General features: G+C 69.7%; 21 protein-coding genes and 1 riboswitch. Of the genes, 15 read left to right on the top strand and 6 right to left on the bottom strand.

From position 1 onward, the window contains the following. The first annotated feature begins 14 nt into the window (after positions 1 to 14). From APR04_RS07180 to APR04_RS07170, 3 genes are all read left to right on the top strand, one after another. A complete protein-coding gene (locus tag APR04_RS07180) occupies positions 15 to 800 on the top strand; it encodes a class I SAM-dependent methyltransferase (protein ID WP_253868914.1) in 786 nt (261 codons plus the stop codon). Positions 801 to 849: 49 nt separating this feature from the next. Further along, positions 850 to 3591 (top strand): UvrD-helicase domain-containing protein, encoded by a 2742-nt coding sequence (locus tag APR04_RS07175; RefSeq protein WP_253868912.1) that lies wholly within the window; start codon positions 850 to 852, stop codon positions 3589 to 3591. A gap of 415 nt (positions 3592 to 4006) precedes the next feature. Further along, positions 4007 to 5329 carry a hypothetical protein gene (locus APR04_RS07170; RefSeq protein ID WP_253868910.1) on the top strand — a complete coding sequence of 441 codons (1323 nt, stop codon included), beginning with the start codon at positions 4007 to 4009 and terminating at the stop codon, positions 5327 to 5329. Here APR04_RS07170 and APR04_RS07165 read toward each other — a convergent pair. From APR04_RS07165 to APR04_RS07155, 3 genes are read right to left on the bottom strand one after another with little or no spacing between them, the layout of a single operon-like run. Next, on the bottom strand, positions 5271 to 5993 hold the full coding sequence (locus APR04_RS07165) for a hypothetical protein (protein ID WP_253868908.1): 723 nt from the start codon (positions 5991 to 5993) through the stop codon (positions 5271 to 5273). The genes APR04_RS07170 and APR04_RS07165 overlap by 59 nt on opposite strands. Further along, the gene (locus tag APR04_RS07160) at positions 5990 to 6610 is read right to left on the bottom strand and encodes a hypothetical protein (protein ID WP_253868906.1); all 621 of its coding nucleotides are present in this window, start codon (positions 6608 to 6610) and stop codon (positions 5990 to 5992) included. Before APR04_RS07160 ends, APR04_RS07165 begins: the two co-directional genes overlap by 4 nt. Then, positions 6607 to 7308, bottom strand: coding sequence for a hypothetical protein (locus APR04_RS07155; protein ID WP_253868904.1), 702 nt, complete (start codon positions 7306 to 7308; stop codon positions 6607 to 6609). Before APR04_RS07155 ends, APR04_RS07160 begins: the two co-directional genes overlap by 4 nt. A 253-nt stretch (positions 7309 to 7561) precedes the next feature. Between APR04_RS07155 and APR04_RS30955 the strand changes: the two genes are divergently transcribed. The 5 genes from APR04_RS30955 to APR04_RS07130 all read left to right on the top strand — a co-directional run bounded on the left by APR04_RS30955 (position 7562) and on the right by APR04_RS07130 (position 12473). Continuing rightward, positions 7562 to 9463: an alpha/beta hydrolase gene (locus tag APR04_RS30955; protein WP_253868901.1), complete on the top strand. Its 1902-nt coding sequence runs from the start codon at positions 7562 to 7564 to the stop codon at positions 9461 to 9463. A gap of 154 nt (positions 9464 to 9617) precedes the next feature. Continuing rightward, a complete protein-coding gene (locus APR04_RS07145; protein ID WP_253868898.1) occupies positions 9618 to 10043 on the top strand; it encodes a hypothetical protein in 426 nt (141 codons plus the stop codon). A gap of 379 nt (positions 10044 to 10422) precedes the next feature. Further along, positions 10423 to 10884, top strand: coding sequence for a hypothetical protein (locus APR04_RS07140; protein ID WP_253868896.1), 462 nt, complete (start codon positions 10423 to 10425; stop codon positions 10882 to 10884). A gap of 78 nt (positions 10885 to 10962) precedes the next feature. Beyond that, positions 10963 to 11592 carry a hypothetical protein gene (locus tag APR04_RS07135; protein ID WP_253868893.1) on the top strand — a complete coding sequence of 210 codons (630 nt, stop codon included), beginning with the start codon at positions 10963 to 10965 and terminating at the stop codon, positions 11590 to 11592. A gap of 80 nt (positions 11593 to 11672) precedes the next feature. Beyond that, positions 11673 to 12473 carry a hypothetical protein gene (locus APR04_RS07130; RefSeq protein WP_253868890.1) on the top strand — a complete coding sequence of 267 codons (801 nt, stop codon included), beginning with the start codon at positions 11673 to 11675 and terminating at the stop codon, positions 12471 to 12473. Positions 12474 to 12506: 33 nt separating this feature from the next. On the opposite strand, the gene APR04_RS07125 is transcribed toward APR04_RS07130, so the two are convergent. Together APR04_RS07125 and APR04_RS07120 are read right to left on the bottom strand one after the other, a co-directional pair. Further along, positions 12507 to 13049 (bottom strand): Clp protease N-terminal domain-containing protein, encoded by a 543-nt coding sequence (locus APR04_RS07125; protein WP_253868888.1) that lies wholly within the window; start codon positions 13047 to 13049, stop codon positions 12507 to 12509. Continuing rightward, positions 13049 to 13258, bottom strand: a complete 210-nt coding sequence (locus tag APR04_RS07120; protein ID WP_253868885.1) for a helix-turn-helix domain-containing protein — start codon at positions 13256 to 13258, stop codon at positions 13049 to 13051. The genes APR04_RS07125 and APR04_RS07120 overlap by 1 nt, the downstream gene beginning before the upstream one ends. Positions 13259 to 13528: 270 nt before the next feature. Here APR04_RS07120 and sucC point away from each other — a divergent pair, with 270 nt between their 5' ends. The 5 genes from sucC to APR04_RS07095 all read left to right on the top strand — a co-directional run bounded on the left by sucC (position 13529) and on the right by APR04_RS07095 (position 21335). After that, positions 13529 to 14695: an ADP-forming succinate--CoA ligase subunit beta gene (gene sucC, locus APR04_RS07115; protein ID WP_253868883.1), complete on the top strand. Its 1167-nt coding sequence runs from the start codon at positions 13529 to 13531 to the stop codon at positions 14693 to 14695. 39 nt (positions 14696 to 14734) lie between these two features. Continuing rightward, complete coding sequence (gene sucD / locus APR04_RS07110; RefSeq protein ID WP_253868881.1) at positions 14735 to 15631, top strand: succinate--CoA ligase subunit alpha; 897 nt, start codon at positions 14735 to 14737, stop codon at positions 15629 to 15631. A gap of 210 nt (positions 15632 to 15841) precedes the next feature. Next, complete coding sequence (locus APR04_RS07105) at positions 15842 to 17353, top strand: cell division protein PerM (RefSeq protein ID WP_253868878.1); 1512 nt, start codon at positions 15842 to 15844, stop codon at positions 17351 to 17353. Between the two features lie 1352 nt (positions 17354 to 18705). Continuing rightward, a complete protein-coding gene (gene purN / locus APR04_RS07100; RefSeq protein WP_253868876.1) occupies positions 18706 to 19350 on the top strand; it encodes a phosphoribosylglycinamide formyltransferase in 645 nt (214 codons plus the stop codon). A gap of 326 nt (positions 19351 to 19676) precedes the next feature. Further along, positions 19677 to 21335 (top strand): BCCT family transporter, encoded by a 1659-nt coding sequence (locus APR04_RS07095; RefSeq protein WP_253868874.1) that lies wholly within the window; start codon positions 19677 to 19679, stop codon positions 21333 to 21335. An 18-nt stretch (positions 21336 to 21353) separates the two neighbouring features. Here the strand turns inward: APR04_RS07095 and APR04_RS07090 are convergent, their stop codons facing one another. Next, on the bottom strand, positions 21354 to 21944 hold the full coding sequence (locus APR04_RS07090; protein ID WP_253868870.1) for a TetR/AcrR family transcriptional regulator: 591 nt from the start codon (positions 21942 to 21944) through the stop codon (positions 21354 to 21356). A 93-nt stretch (positions 21945 to 22037) separates the two neighbouring features. Between APR04_RS07090 and APR04_RS07085 the strand changes: the two genes are divergently transcribed. Next, positions 22038 to 23096: an NAD(P)-dependent alcohol dehydrogenase gene (locus APR04_RS07085; protein WP_253868868.1), complete on the top strand. Its 1059-nt coding sequence runs from the start codon at positions 22038 to 22040 to the stop codon at positions 23094 to 23096. A 69-nt stretch (positions 23097 to 23165) separates the two neighbouring features. Then, positions 23166 to 23591: a pyridoxamine 5'-phosphate oxidase family protein gene (locus APR04_RS07080; protein WP_253868866.1), complete on the top strand. Its 426-nt coding sequence runs from the start codon at positions 23166 to 23168 to the stop codon at positions 23589 to 23591. Positions 23592 to 23787: 196 nt separating this feature from the next. After that, positions 23788 to 23874: riboswitch (ZMP/ZTP riboswitch) on the top strand. The last annotated feature ends 17 nt before the right edge of the window (positions 23875 to 23891 follow it).

The following is a 23891-nucleotide window of genomic DNA, read 5'->3' as shown; positions in this document are numbered from 1 at the left end:
ATAACGTCGAGGCCGTGAGCGAAACGGCGCGCGACGACGCGAGCAGGACGACCATCGACGACCCGAGCGACGGCTTGTTCCCCGAGAGCGTGGCCGCCGGGTACGACGACCCGGAGGACGCGAACACGCCCGAGGTGATCGACCCGGTGGTCGACGTGCTGGCAGACCTGGCCGACGGCGGTCCGGTGCTGGAGCTCGCGACAGGGACCGGCCGGATCGCCGTGCCGCTGGCCGCACGCGGAGTGCCGGTGAGCGGCATCGAGCTGAGCAAGGCGATGGCCGCCCGCATCGGCGGCAAGCCGGGCGGCGAGCGCATCGACGTCACGATCGGCGACATGACCTCCACCCGGGTGCCCGGCGAGTTCTCGCTGGTCTACCTGGTCTTCAACACGATCTCCAACGTCACCACCCAGGACGGGCAGGTCGACGTCTTCCGCAACGCCGCTGCGCACCTGCGCCCTGGCGGCCTGTTCCTCGTCGAGGTGGGCATCCCGGACCTGCGGCGCATGCCGCCCGGCCAGGACACCGTGCCGTTCACCGTCGCGCCCGACGACGGGGGCGGGTACGTCGGCTTCGACCGGTACGACGTCGCGACGCAGCTCTTCACGTCCAACCACGTGACGGTGACCCCGGACGGCGGCCGGTTCCGCGTGGTCCCCTTCCGGTACGCGTGGCCCGCCGAGATGGACCTCATGGCCCGCATCGCCGGGATGCGGCTCAAGCACCGTTGGGCGAACTGGGACCGGGCCCCGTTCGAGCACGAGAGCACCAAGCAGGTCTCGGTCTGGGAGAAGGCCTGACCGCGCGGCCCGTCGGCACTGTCAGTCAGCCCGCCTAGGCTTAGGACCGATGACTTCCCTCTTCGACAGCCTCTCCCTGCCCGGCCTCGACCTTGCGTCGCCCGGACCGATCTCGCGCCTGCCGAGCACGGCACCGCAGTGGGACGACGACGGGGCGGCGGACGCCGGCGACCCGGGCGAGGCAGCACTTCCCGCCGAGCCGGACTGGCTCGCGGGCCTGCCGCACGAGTCCGAGGCGCCGCGAGCCCGCGGGGCCTACGCGCACCTCGACCCGGACGAGCTGCTGGACGGCCTCAACCCGCAGCAGCGAGCAGCGGTGGTGCACGAGGGCGGGCAGCTCCTCATCGTGGCAGGCGCGGGGTCGGGCAAGACGCGCGTGCTGACGCACCGCATCGCCCACCTCCTGGCCACCGGACGTGCGCGGGCGGGCGAGGTCCTCGCCATCACGTTCACCAACAAGGCAGCCGCCGAGATGCGCGAGCGAGTTGGCGGCCTGGTGGGTCCGGCAGCGAACCGCATGTGGGTGTCCACGTTCCACTCGGCCTGCGTGCGGATCCTGCGCCGCGAGGCGACGACCCTCGGACTGAGGTCGAGCTTCAGCATCTACGACGCCGCGGACAGCCAGCGGCTCATCACCCTGGTGACGCGCGAGCTCAACCTTGATCCCAAGAAGTACCCGGCCCGCGGGCTCTCCAACAAGATCAGCGACCTGAAGAACGAGCTGGTCGATCCCGAGACCTACGCGCAGCAGACCGGCGCCCACGCCACCCAGGAGGCGCTCGCGGAAGCCGCGGCGGCGGAGGCCGGTGCCATCCGCAGGCCGTGGGGCGGACAGTCGGCCGACGAACGCAACACGGCGGCGCCCAAGTTCGACCAGGTCCTGGCGGACGTCTATACCCGCTACCAGGCGCGCCTCGCGCAGGCGAACGCGCTCGACTTCGACGACATCATCATGACCACGGTGAACCTGCTCCAGGCGTTCCCGAACGTCGCCGAGCACTACCGCCGCCGGTTCCGGCACGTCATGGTGGACGAGTACCAGGACACGAACCACGCGCAGTACACGCTGGTCCGCGAGCTGGCGGGGGTCGGTACCTCCGACGGCTCTGCCGGCTCGACGAACGGTGGGCTGGATCCCGCAGAGCTCACCGTCGTGGGCGACTCCGACCAGTCCATCTACGCGTTCCGCGGCGCCACGATCCGCAACATCCTGGAGTTCGAACAGGACTACCCGGACGCGACGACGATCCTGCTGGAGCAGAACTACCGCTCCACGCAGAACATCCTGAGCGCCGCCAACGCGGTGATCTCCCGCAACGCCGGCCGCACGCCCAAGCGCCTGTGGACCGACTCGGGAGCCGGGGCCAAGGTCGTCGGCTACGTGGCGGACGACGAGCACCAGGAGGCACGGTTCGTCGCCGACGAGATCGACAGGCTGGGCGACTCCGACGGGGTGCGGCCGGGCGACGTCGCGATCTTCTACCGCACCAACGCGCAGTCTCGTGCGCTCGAGGAGGTGCTGGTCCGCGTCGGCCTGCCGTACAAGGTGGTGGGCGGCACCCGGTTCTACGAGCGGCGCGAGGTCAAGGACGCGGTCGCGTACCTGCGCGCGCTGGCCAACGAGGACGACGACGTGAACCTGCGCCGGGTCCTCAACGTGCCCAAGCGCGGGCTCGGCGACCGCGCCGAGTCGCTCGTCGCGTCGTTCGCGGAGCGGGAGCGGACGTCGTTCGGCGCAGCCCTGGAACGTGCCGACGAGATCCCCGGCATGACCAACCGCTCGCTCAAGCCGTTGCTCGTCTTCCGCGACATGATGCGGGAGCTGCGCGCCCTGGTCGACCAGGGCGCCCCGCCTGCGGAGGTGCTGGGCGCGGTGCTCGACCGCACGGGTTACCTCGCTGAGCTGCGCGCGAGCGACGACCCGCAGGACGAGGGGCGCGTCGAGAACCTGGCCGAGCTGCACGCCGTGGCGGTCGACTTCGGCGAGACCGACCCGGAGGGCTCGCTGACGGACTTCCTGGAGCGGGTCTCACTGGTCGCCGACAGCGACCAGATCCCCTCCGATGACGTGGCCGACGGCGCGGCGGAGGAGGCTCCCAAGAAGGACCAGGGCGTCGTCACGCTCATGACCCTGCACACCGCCAAGGGCCTGGAGTTCCCCGTCGTGTTCCTCACGGGCATGGAGGACGGGACGTTCCCCCACATGCGTTCCCTGCACGACGACGCAGAGCTCGCCGAGGAGCGCCGCCTTGCCTACGTGGGCATCACCCGCGCACGCGAGCGGCTGTACATCACCCGATCTTCGGTGCGGGCAGCCTTCGGCATGGCCAACGAGTTCCCGGAGAGCCGGTTCCTGCAGGAGATCCCCGAGGAGCTGTGGGACTGGCGGCGCCGGGAGTCGTCGACGGCGGCGATCCGCGCCGGCCGTGGAGGCTGGAGCGGTGGCTACGGGTCGGGCGGTTACGGCTCCGGCGGGCGCGGCTCGGGTACGGGGTCGACGTGGTCGGCAGGCCGGTCCGGGGCCTCACGCACCGGCACCACCGCGTCGTCGGACGGCGGACAGAGCAAGCCGTTCGCGCCGGAGAAGAAGGCGGGCGCGAAGGGCGGCTTCGGCGGCATCAACGTCCAGAAGAGCATCCCGAACCTGGAGATCGGTGACCGCGTCACCCACGACTCCTACGGGCTCGGCACCGTGGTGGACGTCGAGGCCAACTCTGTGGTCAAGATCGACTTCGGCAGCAACGGCACCAAGCGCATCGCGCTGAAGTACACGGCGGTCACCAAGCTCTGACGGCCCCGAGCGCGCGCGGCTCCTGTCCGGAGGGGGCCCGCGGTCTGCGCCACCTACGACGCCGAACCGCAAGTTGCTCGTGGCGTGCTCGTGCTTCGTGGGCCGAACCGCAAGTTGCTCGTGGTCTGCTCGTGCTTCGTGGGCCGAACCGCAAGTTGCTCGTACATAGCTGGCCGAATCGCAACCTGTGGGTCCTTCAGACGCCCGATGGACGTGCAGGTTGCGGATCGGCGGGTCAGATGACGCGTAGGTTGCGGTTCGGCGCCGCCGGGACGCCCCATGGACGTGCAGGTTGCGGATCGACGGGTCAGATGACGCGTAGTTTGCGGTTCGGCGGGCCCGGTGGCACCCGACCAACCCGCGCGCATGACCAGGCTTGGCGCATACCGCCCGCTTTAGGCCACTATGTGTCGACATGAGGATCCTGGTTTCCGCCGGCCGGCTGTTCGTGGCGCACTGGCCCGCGCTCCTGACGCTGGGGCTGCTCGGCGTCGCCGTGCGGAACGGCGCGATGTGGGGCGCCGTCGAGCTGAGCCAGTGGAACTCGTTCGTGGCGCAGCTCCTGCTGATCGTCAGCCCGCTCGGGTACCTGATGCCGGTCATCGGAATGCTGTGGGTCTGTCGCCAGTCCCTGCCCCACCTGAGTCCGCGGCCCCTTCCGGCCACGGGGGCCGCTGGCCTGGTCCCCGGCATGCTTCCCACCCACGGTGTCCCGATCATGCCGTCGGAGCGGCGCGAGCGGCGCCTCATCGACGTCGCACTGTCCGTGCTGGTGCCGTTCCTCCTGGTCTACGAGGTCGAGGGTCTGATGGACGCCGACCGGGACCGGTTCATCAACGAGGCCTCCGCCGACGAGCTGTTCAACGACCTGTTCAGCCCGGGCGGTCTCGACTGGACCTCCCGGCTCGGCGTCTGGTCGGGCTGGACGCTCATCGCCATCGTGGTGGGCGCGTTCCTGCTGCGCTGGCTGCTCGGCAGACTCGAGGGCAAGCTCCACTTTCTCGGTATCGCGGTGCTCGGCGGATGCCTCGAGATCTACTGGACCAGCCAGGTGGCGGGCCAGATCGAAGCCATCGAGCTCGGCCTGTGGGATGTCGCGACGGACCGGCAGCTCGTGTCCGCCGCCGTCGGTACCGTCGGAGCCGCGCAGGAGACCGTGGGGGAGTCGGGCAGCGAGGCCGTCGTCTTCCTCGCCGAGGGGGCGGTGACAGTCGTCGAGTCGCTCGATGTCGTCCTCGTCGCACCTCTGGCGTGGCTCGCGATCGGTGCCGTCGTGCTGGGGCACCGGCTGATGGAGCCGCCGTCGACCGAGCACCGCTGGCTCGACCGCATGACCTGGCTCCCGGGCGGGCTGCGCGCGATCCTCGAGTCCCTCACCGACGACCTGCGGGCCCGCTTCTCCGCCCTGTGGAACGGCCTGAAGATGATCGTCGACGGCGGGCTCGGCCCCATGCTCGTCTTCTGCCTGGGCTACCTCGTCGTCATGCGGGCGCCTCAGGGCGTCGGCTGGCTCGTGCGTGCCGTGACCGGACCTGTCGAGACCAACACCTGGCTGGCCTTCAGCACCATGGAGTCGGCGGCCGGCCTCGCGCTCTCCCTGGCGCTGGCCGCCGCGCTGATCGCCGCGACCGTCGAGGTGCTGGTCGAGCGCGGCCTCGTGGTGCGCGAGGACGACGCCGCTACGGCAGGTCGACCGTCACGTACTCGGGCCCGCCGAACCCCAGTCGCACCTGGGTGATCTCCGCGTCGGGATCGGCGAGGAGGAACGACGAGACGTCCCACTCGGGCTGCTCGCTGAGGGAACCCTCCGCGTCTGGTGGCAGGCAGCGGTTGGGTCCGCCCAGCAAGTCCGTGTTCGACTCCCCGTACCGCGCGCCGTCCTCGGCCACGAGGATGATCTGGCACAGCGCGACGTCGGTCTGCGGCTCTGCCGCGAAGTGCACCTGCACCTCGTACGCGACCGACCCGTCGGGGATCGCGACAGGGTCGCTGTAGAGGGGCGGCGGCAACCGCTCCACCTGTTCGATGCCCGTCACCGTCGCGTCGATCTCCCGGAGCACCGTGGTGTTCGCCCGCTCCGGCACGCTGAGCCCGAGGTCGTAGTACTCGGCGGCCATGTGCGCGGGCTCGCCGACGGAGACGCGGTCCACCTCGTGGTGCAGGCCGACCGGCCACCAGTACGCCCACACCCGGAACGACGACGCCCCCGCGGCCGCCGCGACCGCTATCGGAAGCAGCACCAGCCAGACGATGTTCCGCCGCCACCAGCCCCTGCGCCGAGCGGGGGCAGGGAGGTCGGGCGGGACACTGCCCGGGAGCATCCCCGGTTGCAGGCTCGGCGCCGCTCCGGGCGGTGTTCCTCGGCCTGGCCCGGGCACCGCCGGGGTCACCAGCGTCGTCATCCCTCGCTACCTCCTGCGCTCGCCGGGGGATAACCCGGAGCCTCGGGCGACACGGTCTCCGCCGCCTTCCACAGTGCGTCGGCCTCGCTCGCCGTGATGCCGAGGTCCACCACGGCGACGGCGTCGCGCCGCTGACCGCCGTGCTCCTCGGTCTGGTCGCCGCGGGCGAGGCGCACGGTCGCTCCCTCCAGCGCGTCCCGCGGCACGTCGAAGCAGTACGTGGTGCGCCAGGCGTAGCCCGGCTGGGCGCTGGCCGACGTCGAGCAGCCGCCTCGCGAGCTCGGCCAGAACCTGCGTCCCTGCTCGTCGGTGACCTCGGCCCCGCTGAACGTCGTCTCGCCCTGCGTGGCGCGCCAGGTCGCGTCCACCACGAGGAACGTGCCTGCTGCGGCCGCTGCCTCGGCGGGGCTCGTCAGGACGTCGGCGACCCGCACCTCGGTCACGGTCAGCTCGGCGTACGTGAGGTCGAGCGGCTGTCCGACCTCGCCCTCGACGATGAACGGCGCGTCCACGGCGTCGTCCTGCGGCAGATACGTCACGAGGGCGCACCCCGCCGTCACCGCGCCGACGACGAGCGCGGTGCCCTTCCAGGTGATCCGGCGCCGCCCGTGCCTCACTGCTGTTCCGCCTCGGTGCTCGCGCCCTGCTCGCCGGCGCTCGCCTCCGGTGCGGCGGGCTTGACCGGGATCTCCCCCTGGAAGGCGATCTCGTTCGCGAACCAGTGCCCGTCGTCCAGACCTAGCGGGTCCTCCTCGACCCACTCCAGCTCCACCACCTCGAGCGGCAGCTCCGTGCCCGACCACTCGCCGCTCTGCTCCCAGATCAGCGCGACCCGGTGCGTCACGCCCGGGTTGAGGATGCTGATGCTGGTGCCGTCCTCGATGTTGATGATCGTCGCGGACGGGAGCTTGGGCTTCCCGGGTTCCTCCGGCACGATCCCGGCGTCCTGCGGGGCCGGGATGGCGCTGCTGAGCGTGACGCCGTACTCGGGGACGTCGCCCGTGTTGGTGACGTCGGCGACGACGGCGAGCATGTGGTTGCCCGGCTGCGGCACGAGGTGACCGAGCTCGTCGGCGGTAGCGGCCTTCTCGACGGTCACCTCGAACGGCCCCACCTCGACGGGCACGCCGCCTGTCAGCGGGTCGGCTTGTACCTCTACCTCGCTCCACGCTCCGAACGGGGAGATCGCGACGAGCGCCGCTACCGCGCCGGCCCCGACGCGCTGCGTCGTCGACATGTCGTCGGCGACGGCCGTGACCACGCGGCGGGTGAGCCGGAACGCGAGGTCGGGGCCGGCATTGCGGGCATGCTTCATGGCGCATGATCGTAGCGGTGCAGATCGGCATCTTCGGTGCATATGTCTCCGGCAGCCCCGGAACCGACCGGAGTCGGTGAGTTCGTCAGACGTCCGGCCGAAACCGGCGGCACGCCGCCCCCCGCGCCGTCCGCGTGGTTGACGGCGCACGGGCCAGGGGCGAGGGGGATCACCGAATGCAATTCGTGTACACGCCGGATCCCGGTGGGTAGGCTCCGGCGTCAGCGGCCGGCGTGGACAAGGGGATCAGGTGGTGGCGGTTTACGTGCGCGTGACCGATGCTGGCGGGTTGATCGACCCCTCGGTGTTCCCGCAGCGGTCCGACGCTCTGGGGTTGGAGTGGGCGCAGGAGCAGGCTCGGGTCTCCCGGACCATGGGGCAGCAGGCCGCGGAGAGTGTTCAGGACGTCCACTCGGCGTGGTCCCGGTTGCCTGAGTACTACCAGGCTCCTGAGGCCGATGACCTGTATCGCGCGATGGACCCTGCGCTCGGTGCGGCGTCGCGGGAGCAGGAGAAGTTCTCGGACGCGGCCCGGTATCTGGACGACTACGTCGACGAGGTCGGTGTGGTCAAGCAGCGGCTGGCGAACCTTGAGGTGGAAGCGGGCGCGTTCCTGGCACGGGTACGGGCCGCGAACCCGGGCGGGGTGGCCACCATGCTGCTGCAGGAACTGGACACGGTCGACCAGAACCAGGACCTGATCGTCCGGGCTCAGCAGGTGTTCGCAGTGCTCCTTGAGGCCGAGCAACGGTGCGCGGACCGGATCAAGGCACTGGACGAGCAGATCGTGCCGGTCGCCAGGGGTCTGGGCCCGGCCTTGACGGGGCGCACGGGTCTGTTCTCCTCGACCGGTGCGTGGTCGCCGGTGGGCCCGCCGAGCGTGGCCGAGTTCGCGCCGACGAAGACGATCCTGGACGGGTTGGCGTCGGAGGTGCGGGAGTGGTGGGACACCCTGACCCCGGAGCAACGAACAGCGTTGGTAGCCGCCATGCCGATGGTGATCGGAAATCTGAACGGGGTCCCGGTCAAGTTCCGTGCCGACGCCAACCGGATCAACCTCGCGACCGAGATCGACCGGCTGGAAGCCGAGAAGGCGCGGATTGAAGAGGAGCTGCGGATGGCCGCCATGGCGAGCCGGTTCAGCAGCGCACGTAGGCAGTACGTGCCGGACCTGAGGCTGGCGATGGAGCTCGACCGGCTGCAGGCTGCGATCGACTCCTACGAGCAGTATCGGGGTCTGGACAAGGCGCAGGAGCAATACGACAGACACGGGTTGCCCGTCAGTCCTCCGCGCACGACCGTAGAACTGGTGGCGTTCGACCCGAACAGATCAAGCATCGCGACCTATCGCGGCCCGTACGACGAGGCCGGCGATGTGCCGGACTGGGTGGACAACGTGGCCGTCCATGTCCCGGGAACTACGACGCGGATGGACGACTTCAACGAGATCGACACCGACGTATACAACCTGTACGACGCGGCGAACCGCATCAAGAGTGCCGGATCGACAGCGGTATTCGCGTGGGCCGGTGGCGAGTTCCCCCAGAACATCCCGGAGGCGGCGAGCGCGAGCTACTCGCGTGACCTGGGGCCCAAGCTTCGTGACTTCATCCACGCGATCGATGTGCACCCGGACTCGACGCTGACGGCCGAGGCGCACTCCTACGGGAGCGCCGCGCTCGGCATCGCCGAGAGCGAGGGGCTAAGGGTGGACCGCGTCATGTATGTCGCTGGTGCAGGGCTGGGTAACGACAACACCTCGGTGCAGGACTTCCCGTACACCAAGGACGTGCCGCACTACACACAGATGGCCCGCCGCGACAGTGTCGTCGGCCTGATCCAGGGTGCAGACGCGGGCGAGCTTGGACACGGCGCCTCCGCGTTGCGCGATCCTGAGGTGACTCGGCTGGAGACCGGGTATATCAACGCCGCGAACTGGAGCGAGGGCGACATCGAGTCCACCGGTGTCTTCGAGAGTCATTCCAGCGTCTATACCAAGGGTTCGACCTCGTTCAACAACATCGTCGGTGTCATCACCGGCACACGCGTCGAGGCATACGCGGGCGACGAGATCTTGGTGACGGGCGGACAGTTGTACAACATCGACGGGATCGACGCCGAGGGCTACGAGCCGAGGTACCTCGATGTCGAGTGATCACACAGGGAAACGGAGCTGGCCGATGTCATCGCCCACAGGAACTTTGGACGTGTACCGGACACACGCGAACAGGCGACGGTCGCGCCTTGTCCTGGCGGGCCTGATCGCGCTGACCATGACCCTCACCACGGCATGTACCCCAAGGAGCGACGTGACAGTTGCACAACTTCAGGAGCGCTCCGAACAGATCGGGCAGTCCCTGACCGCGACGATCGACGGCGTCGACCGCTACCAGGACGACCACACCGGTGGCGGACTGCGCTGGGAGAACGCCGAAGTCAACGACGAGGACCCAAACGGCAGGAGGTACTGGCAGTGGGATGCGACGATCGTCCTCGCAGCCGATGCGGAGCTGACTCCGGAACAGGCTGCGGAGCGCATGATCAAGGTCCTGGAAGAGGACGGGTGGACCGCTGGCGAGCCGGCGGTAGATACGGGTAGTGACCGCCTCGGGTTTCACAAGTCTGACGACTTGGGTGAGGGCTGGTCCGTCGAGATCACGTACTGGAAGGACCCGCCGCCCGATCCTCAGAACCTGTTCGTGACTGTCGTCAGTCCTTCTACGAACCGTCCGTAGTGCGCGCAACAACGGCGTCGCACCCCGTGCGTGGGCCGCGTGGTGGTGCTTCAACCCTGAGAGTCTCCAAGGAGAAGTCCCAGGTGTCTCGCACTCCCCGATTCGCACTCGCGTACTGCGCGTGGGCGCCGCCCATTCCCTCGGGATAGGTCTGACTGCCTGCACGGCTGAGCAGGGATCGTCCGTCGAGCCCGCTGCGTCGGAGACGACGTCGATGTCGGCCTCGCCATCCGCATCGCCGAGTATCTCGATGTCGAGTGATCACACAGGGAAACGGAGCCGGCCGATGCCATCGCGCACAGGAAGCTTGGATGTGGACAGGACACGCGTGAGCAGGCGACGGTCGCGCCTTGTCCTCGCGGGCCCTATCGCGCTGACCATGACCCTGACCACGGCATGTACCCCAAGGAGCGACGTGACAGTTACGCAACTTCAAGAGCGTTCCGAAGAGGTCGGGCAGGCACTGACCGCGACGATCGACGGCGTCGACCGCTACCAGGACGACATCGCCGGTGGCGGACTGCGGTGGGAGAACGCCGAAGTTAACGACGAGGACCCAAACGGTCGGCGGTACTGGCAGTGGGACGCCCATATCGAGCTTGCTCCCGACGCCGAGATATCCCCGGAACAAGCCGCCGAGCGAATGACCAAGGTTCTCGAAGACGATGGATGGACTGCTGATGAACCTCGCGGTGGTGTCGAGAAAGCCCAGCACGGGTTCAGGAAGTCTGACGACCTGGGTGAGGGCTGGTATGTCGAGCTGGCGTTCATGATCAAGGAACCGCCCGCTCCGCAGAACCTCTCGGTTTCAGTCGTCAGCCCGTCGACGAACCGCTCGTAGTCTGCGCTAGCGCCGCATCGCAATCGACGCGCGAGCGGCACACGGTCCCGCCTGAATCAGCCAAGGAGAAGCCCTCAGATGTCTCGCACTCCCCGTTTTGCCACTCGCGTACTGAGCGTGGGTGCCGCCCTTTCCCTCGGGATCGGTCTGACTGCCTGCTCGGCCGAGCAGGGATCGTCCGTCGAGCCGGCTGCGTCGGAGACGACGTCGACGTCGGCCGCGCAGTCCGCATCACCGTCGCCAACCGTGCCGTCGCCCGAGGAGAAAGCGATCACCAAGGCTGAAACGGCGGTTCGTAAGTACTTCCGGGTGATGGAAGTCTCCCTGCGAGACCCGAAGAACTTCAACGTCGAGGACTTCAAGAAGGTCGCCATCACGACGGCGCTGTCCGATCTGCGGAACGGAGTCAACTCTCATGCCTACCAGGGGGTGCACCAGGTCGGAGGGATCAAGGTCGAGTCGATCAAGGACCCCGAAGTCAGCCTGACGAACAGGCCGAACGAGGTTCCGCCGGAGATCCCGAACGTCATCTTTACGGTCTGCTACGACCTCAGCGACGTCGACGTGGTCACCGAGGACGGCACGTCGATCGTCACGGACGCAAGGCCTGATCGCGTGGCGCTCCAGGTTGGCGTGGCCAACTACGAGTACCCGAAGGGGCCCTGGCTGGTCGACTTCACCGATGGCCCGGAGCTCACGTCATGCTGAGACGCTCTGTGGCCGTGCTGGTTCTCGCCCTTTCCCTGGCATTGTTCGCGCGGTCTGCAGCCGCTGCCGAGCCTGAATGTGTGCAGTGGAGCGACAACGGAATGAAGTGTGAGGTCACAGCCGATGACCCTGGCAGCGGCGGAGGCGACGGGGACACCGGCGGCGATGCTAGTGGCGGGAGCGGCAATGATGACGGTTCAGACGGTGGAGGCGACCTGCGTATAACCGTCGACGGCCAGAGCTGCCTGTACATCGGCCTGGCAGACCCACAACCTCCGAGGGACAGGCCTGTCTGGGAGGGGAACGAGGACGGCGCGATCCACACCGCACTGTGCGGCGCGAACCAACGATTCGGACCCACGGTCGAAGCCGAGTTCTGGGCGCCTGATGCCCCCGAAGCTCCGCCGACGCCGGACCCTGCGGAGCTCGCCGAGCAGGCCCGGGCCCAGATGAACCTGCGCGCGATCGACATCGGAATCGTGCCCGAGGACGAGCCTGGCAGCATCGGGATCGTCGGGATGCCCCAGTGGATGTGGGTCGTGGATCCTGGCCGGCACACCATGGGTCCGATCACGGAGACAGCGACGGCCGGGAACTTCTCGGTGACGGCGACAGCCAGAGTCGACAAGATCGTGTGGAACATGGGCGACGGAACCACGGTGACCTGTGTCGGCTCCGGCACCCCGTACGAAGACAAGTACGACATCGCAGATTCCCCCGACTGCGGGCACCGCTACACGCGGCAGGGCGAGTACAAGGTCACGGCCACCTCGTACTGGATCTTGCAGTGGCAGGGCATCGGCGATACCGGAACGATCGAGTTTACCCTTGAGGACTCCACGGACATCGTTATGGGTGAGGCTCAGGTGATCACCCAGTAGGCACCGCTGTCGTCGTAGGTCAGGCGAGTCCGCCTACACCGCCTCGCTCGCGCCCTCCGCGTGGCGCCGGACGCGCTCGAGGTCCGCTCCGGCGTCCGCCAGGACGCGACGGCCAGGTGACTCGGCGCGCGTGAGGCCGAGCAGCAGGTGCCCGCCGTTGATCTCCTTGGAGCCCAGCCGGATCGCCTCGCGCAGCGCGAGCTCCAGCGACTTCTTCGCGTCCGGGGTGAACGGGATGTGCTTGCGGCGCACGCGCAGGACCCGGCCGGCGCGCGCGAGCGCACCCTCGCCGAACGTGGCCTCGGTGCGGCGCGTGACCTCGTCGAGGTCGATGCCGACGGCGGCCAGCGCGCCGTGGTCGAGCGCGTCGCCCGCCTCGATGCTTGCCCGGGCACGCGCGACGACGTCGGTCACGTCGAGGCCGCCGTCGGCCAGAGCGGTGCGGGCAAGGCCCTCGCTCTCGGCGAGGGCGACGAGCAGGTGGCGGCTGTCGATCTGGTCGCTGTGCGCGGCACGGGCGACCTGCTGGGCGTCGACGACGGCGGAGCGGGCGTCCTTCGTGAACCTCTCGAACATCAGATCCTCCTGTTGTGCTTCTTGTGGACCGCCTGCCGGGAGACGCCGAGTGCGGCGGCAATCTCCTGCCACGACCAGCCGAGCCGCCGCGCACGTTCCACCTGGAGCGCCTCGAGACGGTCGGCCAGCTCGCGCAGGGCCCGGACGGCGCGCAGCCCGTCGGCGGGGTCGTCCCCGGCGGCGGATGCGACGAGTGCTTGCTGGCTCATGTGTCAACCATGGTTGACAGTCGCAGATCTGTCAACCGTGGTTGACAGATTGGGTGCTGCAAGCCCGTGGGGCGGGTCAGCACCGAGACGTGCACCACAGGCCGCGCGGCGGTCGGCGTCGAGCCGCGGAATGTCGCCGCTTCGTTCGGAAGCACGGGCGATCCAGGGCTACCCTGTACCGGGATGTCTTGACGTCGAGACATCGCTTCAGCCGGGCTCCGGGCGCCTACGACGTCCGAGGGCCGCATCCCGATGGAAGGACGCAGCAGGGTGGACCTGTTCGAATACCAGGCGCGCGACATCTTCGAGAAGCACGGCGTGCCCGTGCTTGGTGGGGTTGTCGCGACGACCCCCGAAGAGGCTCGCGAAGGCGCCGAGAAGCTGGGCGGCGGAACTGTCGTCGTGAAGGCCCAGGTCAAGACCGGTGGTCGTGGCAAGGCGGGCGGCGTCAAGCTGGCCCACTCGCCGGAAGAGACCGCTGAGAAGGCCGGCGAGATCCTCGGCATGGACATCAAGGGCCACACCGTGCACCGGGTGATGGTGGCGCAGGGTGCCAAGATCGCCGAGGAGTTCTACTTCTCCGTGCTCCTGGACCGGTCGAACCGCAACTACCTCGCCATGTGCTCCGTCGAGGGCGGTATGGAGATCGAGCAGCTGGCCGTCGAGCGCCCCGAGGCGCTGGCCCGCATCGCCGTCGACCCGGCTGTCGGCATCGACGAGGCCAAGGCCGCGGAGATCGTTGACGCCGCCGGCTTCGCCGACGACATCAAGGGCAAGGTCGCCGACGTGATCCGCGGCCTGTGGACGGTGTTCAAGGCTGAGGACGCCACGCTGGTCGAGGTGAACCCGCTGGTCAAGACCGAGGACGGCGAGATCGTCGCCCTGGACGGCAAGGTGACGCTCGACGAGAACGCCGGCTTCCGCCACGCGGACCACGCGGAGCTCGAGGACTCGGCCGCTGCCGACCCGCTCGAGGCCAAGGCCAAGGAGAACGACCTCAACTACGTCAAGCTCGACGGCGAGGTCGGCATCATCGGCAACGGCGCGGGCCTGGTCATGTCCACGCTCGACGTCGTCGCGTACGCCGGTGAGAAGCACGGCGGCGTCAAGCCGGCCAACTTCCTCGACATCGGCGGCGGCGCGAACGCCAAGGTCATGGCGAACGGGCTCGACGTCATCCTCGGGGACGAGCAGGTCAAGGCAGTGTTCGTGAACGTCTTCGGCGGCATCACCGCCTGTGACGAGGTGGCCAACGGCATCGTGGGCGCGCTCGACCTGCTGGGCGACCACGCCACCAAGCCGCTGGTCGTCCGCCTCGACGGCAACAACGTCGAGCTGGGCCGCCAGATCCTGGCCGAGCGCAACCACCCGCTCGTCACCCTTGCCGACACGATGGACGGCGGCGCCGACAAGGCTGCCCAGCTGGCCAACGCCTGACCGCCCGCTGAAGACTTCGAAAGCAGAGACAACGAGACAATGTCTATCTACCTGAACCAGGACTCGAAGATCATCGTCCAGGGCATCACGGGCGGCATGGGTGCCAAGCACACCGCCCTCATGCTCGACTCGGGCGCGACGATCGTCGGCGGCGTGAACGCCCGCAAGGCCGGCACCACGGTGGAGCACAAGGACCACGAGGGCAACGACGTCACGCTGCCCGTCTTCGGCACCGTCAAGGAGGCCATGGCCGAGACCGGCGCGGACGTCTCCGTCGTCTTCGTGCCCCCGGCCTTCACCAAGGACGCGGCCATCGAGGCCATCGACGCGGGCATCAGCCTGCTCGTGGTCATCACCGAGGGCGTGCCCGTGCAGGACACCGCAGAGGTGTGGGCCTACCTGCAGGGCAAGGAGACCCGGATGATCGGGCCGAACTGCCCCGGCATCATCACCCCTGGCGAGTCGCTGGCCGGCATCACGCCGCACACCATCACGGGCAAGGGCCCGATCGGTCTCGTGTCCAAGTCGGGCACGCTGACCTACCAGATGATGTACGAGCTGAAGGACCTCGGCTTCTCGACCGCCATCGGCATCGGCGGCGACCCGATCGTCGGCACCACGCACATCGATGCGCTCGAGGCCTTCGAGAACGACCCGGAGACCAAGGCGATCGTGATGATCGGCGAGATCGGCGGCGACGCCGAGGAGCGTGCGGCCGCCTACATCAAGGAGCACGTCACCAAGCCGGTCGTCGGCTACGTCGCGGGCTTCACCGCCCCCGAGGGCAAGACGATGGGTCACGCCGGTGCGATCGTGTCCGGCTCGTCCGGCACCGCCGCGGCGAAGAAGGAGGCCCTCGAGGCCGTCGGCGTCAAGGTCGGCAAGACGCCGACCGAGGCCGCTGACCTGATGCGCGAGATCCTCCGCTCCCTCTGACAGGTCCGCACCCTCCGTCGAGTGCGGGATGTTCGCTCTTCCAGGACGTCTGGACGGGCGAACGTCCCGCACTCAACGCGGTTTCGGTGCGCTTCATTACATCAGGTGACGCGGGAGCTCCATGCTTCTCCGTGATTTTTCCGAACTTCACCCGGGCCACGCCGAGGCGGGTCCCCCGTGTGACAGCACCGGGCGGGTGAAGATTGGCTCGTGAGCGCACCACCCCGCCCGAGCGCGACATCCCGTACCCCCGGCGCCCGGACGAGCCGCCCGGGCAGCCGCCCGCCCGCCCGCCGCAGCCGGCTGGTCGAGGAGCCGGCCCCGGCAGAGCCGAGGCAGGCGCGGCTGTCGCACATCGTGGCCGGCGTCGTCTCGGCCGGTCAGGCCGTGGTCCTGTCGCTCGCCGTGGTGGTCCTGCCCGCGGTGGTCGCGTACCTCGTCGGCACGGCCACGCCGGCCACACCCACGGGCGCCCCTGACGACGCCGCTCAGGTGGGCTCGGCGATCGACGTCGCGATGGGGATCTGGCTGCTGGGTCACGGCGTCCCGCTCACGGCCGACGCCGTGACCCTCACCCTCGCGCCGCTCGGCGTCGCGGCCCTCGCGCTGTTCGCCACGTACGTCTCGGCCAAGCGCTTCGCCACCACGACGGTGCCTGCCTGGGCGGCGGGCGCGGTCACCTACGCCCTGTGCACGACGGCGGTGGCGGCCATCGCGGGCACCGACCCCCGCTGGGGGCTCCTGATGGCGGCCGTCGCCGGCCTCGTGCTGGGCGGGCTCGGCATGCTGCTCGGCATCCTGGCGCGCCCGGACGCCCCGACCGCCGCCGAGATCGGCGAACGGGCAGAGGAGCTGGCCCGCAGGCTCACCGGTGCCGACCTCGTGCCCGCGACGCTGCGGCTCGGGCTGCGGGGCGGGGCAGTGGCCGTCACGCTGCTGATCGGTGGGGCGGCGCTCCTGGTGGCGGGGTGGACGGTGGCGGGGCGCGCCACCTCGTCGGACATCATCACCGCCCTCGAACCGGGCGCGACCGGCGGCATCGTGTTCGCGGTGGCCCAGCTCGCGCTGCTGCCCAACCTCGTGCTGTGGGCGGCCGCCTGGCTCGCGGGTCCCGGCTTCGCCGTCGGCGTGGGGACCAGCTTCACACCGTTCGGCACGATCTCGGGCCCGCTGCCCGCGATCCCGCTCCTCGGAGCGTTGCCCGGGGACGAATGGGTCAACCCGGTCAGCGCCTGGACACCCGTGCTCGTGGTGGCGTGCGGCGTGGTGGCGGGCGTGTTCGCGTGGCGCAGGCTGGAGCCGACACTGGTCCGCTGGTCCGACGTCGGCTGGGTGTTCGCCGGGATCGTCGTCACGCCGGGCGTCGTCATGCTGCTCGGGCAGTGGGTCGCGGCGGGGGCGGGCGGCCCGGGCCGGCTGTCCGACGTCGGCGCGAACCCGCTGGTGACCGCCGGCCTGGTGGCGGCGGAGGTCGGTGGGGGAGCGGCTGCCGTGCTGCTGGGCGCCAAGGTCGACGCCGTCGGCCTGCTGGGGCGCGTGCGCGATCCGGGCGACGACGCCGGGAGGGGTCCCGAGGGTGCCGTGGTCGGCTTGCCGCATGACGAAGGATCAGGAGACGACGCCGCCGAACGGTCCGGCGGACCCGACGGACCCGACGGACGCGGGGGACCTGACGAGCCCGGACAGCCCGCCGCAGGAACGGGCGGTACGACACCCGCCTGAGCGGGAGGCCACGATCCGCACGTGGAGGCGCGGGACGAAGCGGTTTCTGGCCCGGCGGTGGCAGGTCGTGGTCGTGGTGGCTGCCGCGGTGGCGCTGGTCGCCACCGGTGGTGTCGTCGTCGCCGTGCGGGCTGAGGCGTCCCGGCTGGTGAACCAGGCCGACGCTCGGCACACCGGCGGGGACTGCCAGGACTCGGCCGCGGCGCTCGAGGAGCTCGGACCGCTGCACCGTCTCGTGGCCGGCGACGTCGTCGACTCGTCGGTGCAGGGCCGTCGCGCGTGCGAGGTGCTCCTCGACGCGACCAGCACCGACGGGGACCTCGAGCTGGACGGCCTCGACGACTACCTCGCTCATCGTGGCGCGCGGTGGGCGCACGCGGGCGTCGTCCGCGCGGACCTGCTGTTCACGTCGTCGGCCAGCAGCGGGAACGGCAGCTGGGACGCTCCGGGCCGCGACCCGGAGGGCGCCGTCGAGCAGCTGGCCGAGACGCTCGCGGCGTACCCCGAGGAGTCTGCGTCGGTGCGCGACGCGATGTCGACGTATGTCGGGCGGTTCAAGAAGGAGTGGTACATCGAGCCGACGGTGTATCCCGGACCGGCCGGGTACATCGAGCCGGTCGACGAGGAGTCACTGGCTTCGGAGGCCTGTGCGGCTCGGGACGAGTACCTGTGGCTGCACGACGGTGGGTGGACGGAGCCGGAGCTCGCCGAACCGATCGCGTCGACGGACGACCGGGGTGACGATCTGCTCGCGGGCTGCGCCCAGGCGCGGCAGGCCGCCGGGAAGCTCGCCGCCGCCCGCTCCCTGTACGGCGAGTACCTCGAGACCTACGCCGACGCACCCGGCGCGAAGTCGGTGCGGAAGGTGCACGACGAGCTGGTGGAGAGCATCCGGCACCAGCGGATGCGTGACCGTGCCATGGCGAACGCAGACCACCCTGCGGACGGGTCGAACCTCGACGCGTGCGCGGACGCGCGATGCCAGGTGCGCGTGACGTCGGGGACCCTGGTCCCGATCGGCGGACCCGGCGGGCCGTACGAGCTCCTGGTCTGGGTCCACGACAAGTCCGTCACAGCTCAGCTGGGCGGGTACATCCGGTCGTTCTCCAGCAACGGCGGGAGCATCTCGTCGGGCGACGGATACGCGACCTGGAGCGGCGGCCCGGGAGGCGAGCTGGTCCTCAACGACAAGGTCGGGACAGGCGTGGACGGCGTCCGTGGCGACCGTGCGACCTTGAGCGTGTGGCGCGCCGACTGACGGCTCGGCCACCGGCTCGCACTCCCTCGGCACCCGGAGTGCCGCGCCCTCCGGAGTGCTGGGGGCGGGCCGGTGTCCACGTAGGCTGGGACTCGTGCAGACGCCCTCCGGTCACCCCGTCGAGTCCCGTTCCGCCAAGCGCCTGGTGGTGCTCGCCTCGGGCGGCGGATCCAACCTCGCCGCACTTCTCGCCGCGCACGACGACGCGGCCTACGGCGCGCGCGTGGTCGGTGTCGTGACGGACCGTCCCGACGCGGGCGCACTCGACCTGGCACGCGACGCCGGGGTGGCCTCCGCCGTCGTCGCCATGAAGGACTTCGACGACCGCGCCGCCTGGAACGACGGCGTGCTCGAAGCGGTGTCGGTGTTCCAGCCCGACTACCTGGTGCTGGCGGGATTCATGCGCATCCTCGCCCCGAGCGTCGTGCGGAAGTTCGAGGGTCGGATGATGAACACCCACCCGGCTCTCCTGCCGAGCTTCCCCGGTGCGCACCCGGTGCGGGACACGCTCGCCCACGGGGTCAGGGTCACCGGCTGCACGGTGCACCTGGTCGACGACGGCGTGGACACCGGCCCGATCATCGCCCAGACGGCGGTGCCGGTCCTCGACAACGACGACGAGCACGCGCTGACCGAGCGGATCAAGGTCGCCGAGCGAGCGCTCCTGGTCGAGACCGTTGGCCGCATCGCTCGCGAAGGCCTGTACGTGACGGGCCGCAAGGCGTCGATCGGGCGCTGAGGCGGAGCGCGGGTTGCGCTGCGGCTGTTCTGCTGGGATCGGTTTGTGCTGGGACTTGCCCGGACGTGCCCTGTTCTACTTGGACAACCTGCAGTCGGCCGTGGAGTGGGGTGGCTCGCTGGTCACACCTGCCCTCCTGACCACCGGACGGTTCGCCCAGACGATCGGTGCCGGGTGGGCACGTTCGGGGAGCCGACAACCCCAGGGCGCTCAGGAAGCAAGCGAGCGGGAGGCTCGATACGGTGGAAGAGCCCCATCCCTCTTGACCGTGACAAGTCGGTAATGACTGCGATTCGTTGAGAAATGTCCACAACGAAAGGCCGCACATGCCTGACCAGAAGACAGGAACGACAGCCGCACCCCCTGGGACCGGGAGGCGCCGGCTGATCCACGGGCCGCGGGTCTTCTACCCCGCAGCCGGTCTGCTGCTCGCCTTCGTGGTGACCACAGCGATCATCCCGGAGCAGGTGGGCGACCTGATCGCCGCGGCCAACGAGACCGTCGTCCAGGACCTGGGCTGGTACTACATCGGTCTGGTCGCCGCCTGCGTCTTCTTCGCCATCTGGCTCGCGGTCTCGCCCATGGGCAGCATCGTGCTCGGCAAGGACCCCAACGACGAGCCGGAGTTCAAGCTCGGCTCCTGGTTCGCCATGCTGTTCGCGGCCGGGATGGGAATAGGCCTCGTCTTCTGGGGAGTGGCGGAACCCCTCAACCACTTCAGCGTGACACCGCCGGGCGCCATCGCCGACACGCCGGCCGCCGCCGCCCGCGCGGCCATGGACGTCACGTTCCTGCACTGGGGCCTGCACGCCTGGGCCGTCTACGTGGTCGTCGGCCTCGCCATCGCCTACTCCGTGCACCGCCTCGGCAACCCGGTCTCGATCCGCTGGGCGCTCCGGCCACTGCTCGGCGACCGCATCAAGGGCTTCTGGGGCGACGTCATCGACGTGATCGCCGTGCTGGGCACGCTGTTCGGCGTCGCGACCTCGCTCGGTCTCGGGGTCACCCAGATCGGCGCCGGCCTGGCCTATCTCGAGGTCATCGACGAACCCAGCACCTGGTTGCTGGTCGTGCTCATCATCGTCATCACGGCGCTCGCGGTGACCTCGGTGGTCACGGGCGTGGACAAGGGCATCAAGTGGTTGTCGAACATCAACATGGGCCTCGCCGCGGCGATCCTCGCGTTCGTGCTCATCGCAGGCCCCACGGTGTTCATCCTGAGCGACTTCATCACCCAGATCGGCTCGTACCTCCAGAACTTCTTCCTCCTCACGTTCAACGCCCGCCCGTTCCAGGAGGACGGCGCGGCGTGGCTCGGCAGCTGGACCACGTTCTACTGGGGCTGGTGGATGAGCTGGGCGCCGTTCGTCGGCGTCTTCATCGCCCGCATCTCCAAGGGCCGCACGATCCGCGAGTTCGTGATGGGCGTGCTCCTCGTGCCCACGCTGGTGACGTTCCTCTGGTTCTCGGTGCTGGGTGGGTCGGCGCTGTACCGGGAGATCTTCGGCGGTGGCGGGATGATCGCCGAGGACGGCACGGTGAGCACCGACACCGCGCTGTTCCAGCTGTTCGACACGCTTCCCGGGTCCACGATCCTCAGCGTGCTCGGGATCGCCCTGATCGTGATCTTCTTCGTCACGAGCTCCGACTCGGCGTCGTTCGTGGTGGACATGCTCGCCTCGGGCGGTAACCCGGACCCGCCGAAGTGGAGCCGTGCGTTCTGGGGCTGTGTCGAGGGTGCGGTCGCGGCGGTGCTGCTCGTCGTGGGCGCTCGGGCGGCCGCCGCCAACCCAGACGCGGGAATCGATCCGCTGAGTGCGTTGCAGACCATGGCGATCCTGTTGGCGCTCCCGTTCAGCGTGGTGCTGGTGCTGCTCGCCGTCTCCACCGCCAAGGCTCTCCTCCGTGAGCAGAAGGTGCGGCAGAGGAAACAGCGAGAATGGTTCGCGGAGCGGGTGGCCGAGCACATCGAGAACCGCTCATAGCCGGCCCTGTGGGCGCCGTCAGTCGGGGGTGACCGCGCGGCGGACCGCCTCGCGCAGGAACTCCCGCCGTCGCCGGTGCTCCGCCGGGTCCTCGTCGGAGTGTGCCGCGTACACGTTGCTGACCGGCGACCAGGCCATCGACATGCTGATCACCATGGCCATCACGTCGAACGGGTCACCAGGCACGACGGCCCCGGCCTGCTGGGCGCCGGCGATCGCGGCCAGCTTCTCCCGGTCCTGGCGCTCGGCCTCGGCCACGAGGTGCCCACGGGGGCTCCGTTCCAGCCTCGACCACGTGGCCAGCCGGATGATGTCGGGGTGTGCCAGGTATTCGTCGTAGAGCCGCACGGCCCAGCCCGGGAGATCGTTCGCATCGATGGTGGCGAGGTCGATGATCTGGCGGAACGACGCGGCCAGGACGGCGTCGAAGAGCTCGTCCTTGGTGCCGAAGTAGCCGTAGAGCTGCGCCTTGTTCGTCCGGGCGGTGCTCGTGATGCGCTCGATCCGGGCGCCGGAGAAGCCGTGCTGGGCGAACTCGGCGGTCGCCGCGTCCAGGATCCGGTCCCATGTCGCCGCACCGCGCGCGGTGAGGGGCTTCCTGTCTGCCACGTGGCGACCATACCGTCGCTCGCTTGCCTGCCTCGCTGTGAGTGCCGTAGTCTCGTAATAGACCGAACAGTCTGTTTATTCTGAGGAGCGCACATGCGCAGCACCACCGGTTATGGGGCACTGCGCCCCGAGGGGCAGCTCACGCTCCGGACCATCGAGCGCAGGGAGCTGCGCCCGGACGACCTTGCCGTGCGCGTCACCTACTGCGGGGTCTGCTTCACCGACCTGTCGGCGCTGCGGACGCTGTCCGACCGCGGCGGGGACGACCTGCTGGTTCCCGGCCACGAGTTCGTGGGCGAGGTGGTGGCCGCCGGGACCGACGTCACGCGGTTCCGGGTCGGCGATCAGGTGGCCGTCGGCAACATCGTCGACTCCTGCGGGGCCTGCGCCATGTGCCGGGCGGGCCAGGAGAACTTCTGCGTCCAGTTCCCGACGCTCACCTACGGCGGTCGCGACCGGCACGACGGGACGCCGACGCTCGGCGGGTTCTCCGGCGAGTACGTGGTCCGCGAGAGCTTCGCCTACCACCGCCCGGAGAACCTCGACCCGGCCGCCGTCGCGCCCCTGCTGTGTGCGGGCGTGACGGTCTGGGAGCCGCTGCGCCGATGGTGTGCCGGACCGGGCATGACCGTCGGTGTGGCCGGCCTCGGCGGCCTCGGGCACCTCGCGGTGCGCCTCGCGAAGGCGCTGGGTGCACGGGTGGTGTTGCTGACCCGGACGCCCGGGAAGTCGGCCGACGCCCGGAAGCTCGGGGCCGACGACGTGGTCGTCACCACCGACGAGCACGACCTGGCGCGCGCGGTGAGCAGCATCGACCTGCTGATCGACACGATCTCCGCGCCGCACGACCTCGGGCAGCTGCTGCGCCTCGTCGCACTCGACGGCACCCTGTGCTCCCTGGGCTACCTGGGGCCGATCTCGCTCGAGACGATGGACCTGCTCGTGGGCCGCAAGAGCCTGGCGTCGGCCGGCAGCGGTGGCAGGCCGAGCACGCAGGAGCTCCTCGACTTCTGCGGTGAGCACGGCATCACCGCCGACGTCGAGGTGCTGCCGTCCGCGCAGGTGGCCACGGCGATGCGCCGGCTCGCTGCGAACGACGTGCGCTACCGGTTCGTCCTGGACCTCTCGGACCTGCCTGCGAGCGGAGCGTAAGACGATCACGAAGGTGGTCGGGCCTCTCACCCATGGATCCGTCCGGCGAGGTGGGGTTGACTCGGCGTCATGACCAACAGCACGAGCCTGACCGCCGACGACCTCGAGTTCCTCGGGCGCCCGCTGCACGGATTCCTGTCCGTCGCCGGCGGGGCGCAGCCGCCGCAGCCTCGGCCCGTGTGGTTCGAGGCCACGGCGGAGGGGACCGTCCAGATCTTCACCGAGCCCGACTCGCTGAAGATCCGGCGTCTCGGCCGCGACCCTCGCGCCTCGCTGGTGGTCGCAGCGCCGGTGGGTGAGCGCGAGCGCTGGGTGGCGGTCGCCGGCCGCGCCACGGTGGAGGCCGACGGGGCGCACGAGCTGGCCGCCCGCCTCGCCGCGCGGTACTGGGACCTCGCCGACCCGGTGCGGGCGGGCGACCTCGCCGCGATCCTGGCCGGCGAACAGGTCCGCGTCGTCATCCACCCGGAGGCGGTGCACCGCTACACGTACTGACCTGGGCCCATACCGACACACGGCATCACCGGCAGGTTGCGGTTCGGGGCCCCGACCACGACCAGCTTGCGGCTCGGCCCCCGCTGGACACGCAGGTTGCGACTCGGCACCCAGGATCGACCACCAACTCGCCGTTCGGCGCCCGACAGCCCGCGAACGGCACGCGGTTCGCCGTCCGACGGGGCCCGGCTAGACTTCCGGTGGCCGTGACTGGCGAGGGTGGGTCACCACCGGGGAGCGGCCGAGCGACCCGTGATGCGCGCCGCCCGCCTGGGTGCCAGGGTTTTCCGCGAAGCTACC

Source organism: Promicromonospora umidemergens (assembly GCF_024171995.1).
Classification (GTDB): Bacteria; Actinomycetota; Actinomycetes; order Actinomycetales; family Cellulomonadaceae; genus Promicromonospora; species Promicromonospora umidemergens.
This window is presented reverse-complemented; position numbering and strand designations above follow the sequence as displayed.

Bases quoted from the DNA above. Each gene is read 5' to 3' on its own strand.
- APR04_RS07175 (WP_253868912.1), top strand. From the start codon at position 850: ATGACTTCCCTCTTCGACAGCCTCTCCCTGCCCGGCCTCGACCTTGCG.
- APR04_RS07170 (WP_253868910.1), top strand. From the start codon at position 4,007: ATGAGGATCCTGGTTTCCGCCGGCCGGCTGTTCGTGGCGCACTGGCCC.
- APR04_RS07165 (WP_253868908.1), bottom strand. From the start codon at position 5,993: ATGACGACGCTGGTGACCCCGGCGGTGCCCGGGCCAGGCCGAGGAACA.
- APR04_RS07155 (WP_253868904.1), bottom strand. From the start codon at position 7,308: ATGAAGCATGCCCGCAATGCCGGCCCCGACCTCGCGTTCCGGCTCACC.
- APR04_RS07140 (WP_253868896.1), top strand. From the start codon at position 10,423: ATGACCCTGACCACGGCATGTACCCCAAGGAGCGACGTGACAGTTACG.
- APR04_RS07135 (WP_253868893.1), top strand. From the start codon at position 10,963: ATGTCTCGCACTCCCCGTTTTGCCACTCGCGTACTGAGCGTGGGTGCC.
- APR04_RS07125 (WP_253868888.1), bottom strand. From the start codon at position 13,049: ATGTTCGAGAGGTTCACGAAGGACGCCCGCTCCGCCGTCGTCGACGCC.
- APR04_RS07120 (WP_253868885.1), bottom strand. From the start codon at position 13,258: ATGAGCCAGCAAGCACTCGTCGCATCCGCCGCCGGGGACGACCCCGCC.
- sucD (WP_253868881.1), top strand. From the start codon at position 14,735: ATGTCTATCTACCTGAACCAGGACTCGAAGATCATCGTCCAGGGCATC.
- APR04_RS07095 (WP_253868874.1), top strand. From the start codon at position 19,677: ATGCCTGACCAGAAGACAGGAACGACAGCCGCACCCCCTGGGACCGGG.
- APR04_RS07085 (WP_253868868.1), top strand. From the start codon at position 22,038: ATGCGCAGCACCACCGGTTATGGGGCACTGCGCCCCGAGGGGCAGCTC.
- APR04_RS07080 (WP_253868866.1), top strand. From the start codon at position 23,166: ATGACCAACAGCACGAGCCTGACCGCCGACGACCTCGAGTTCCTCGGG.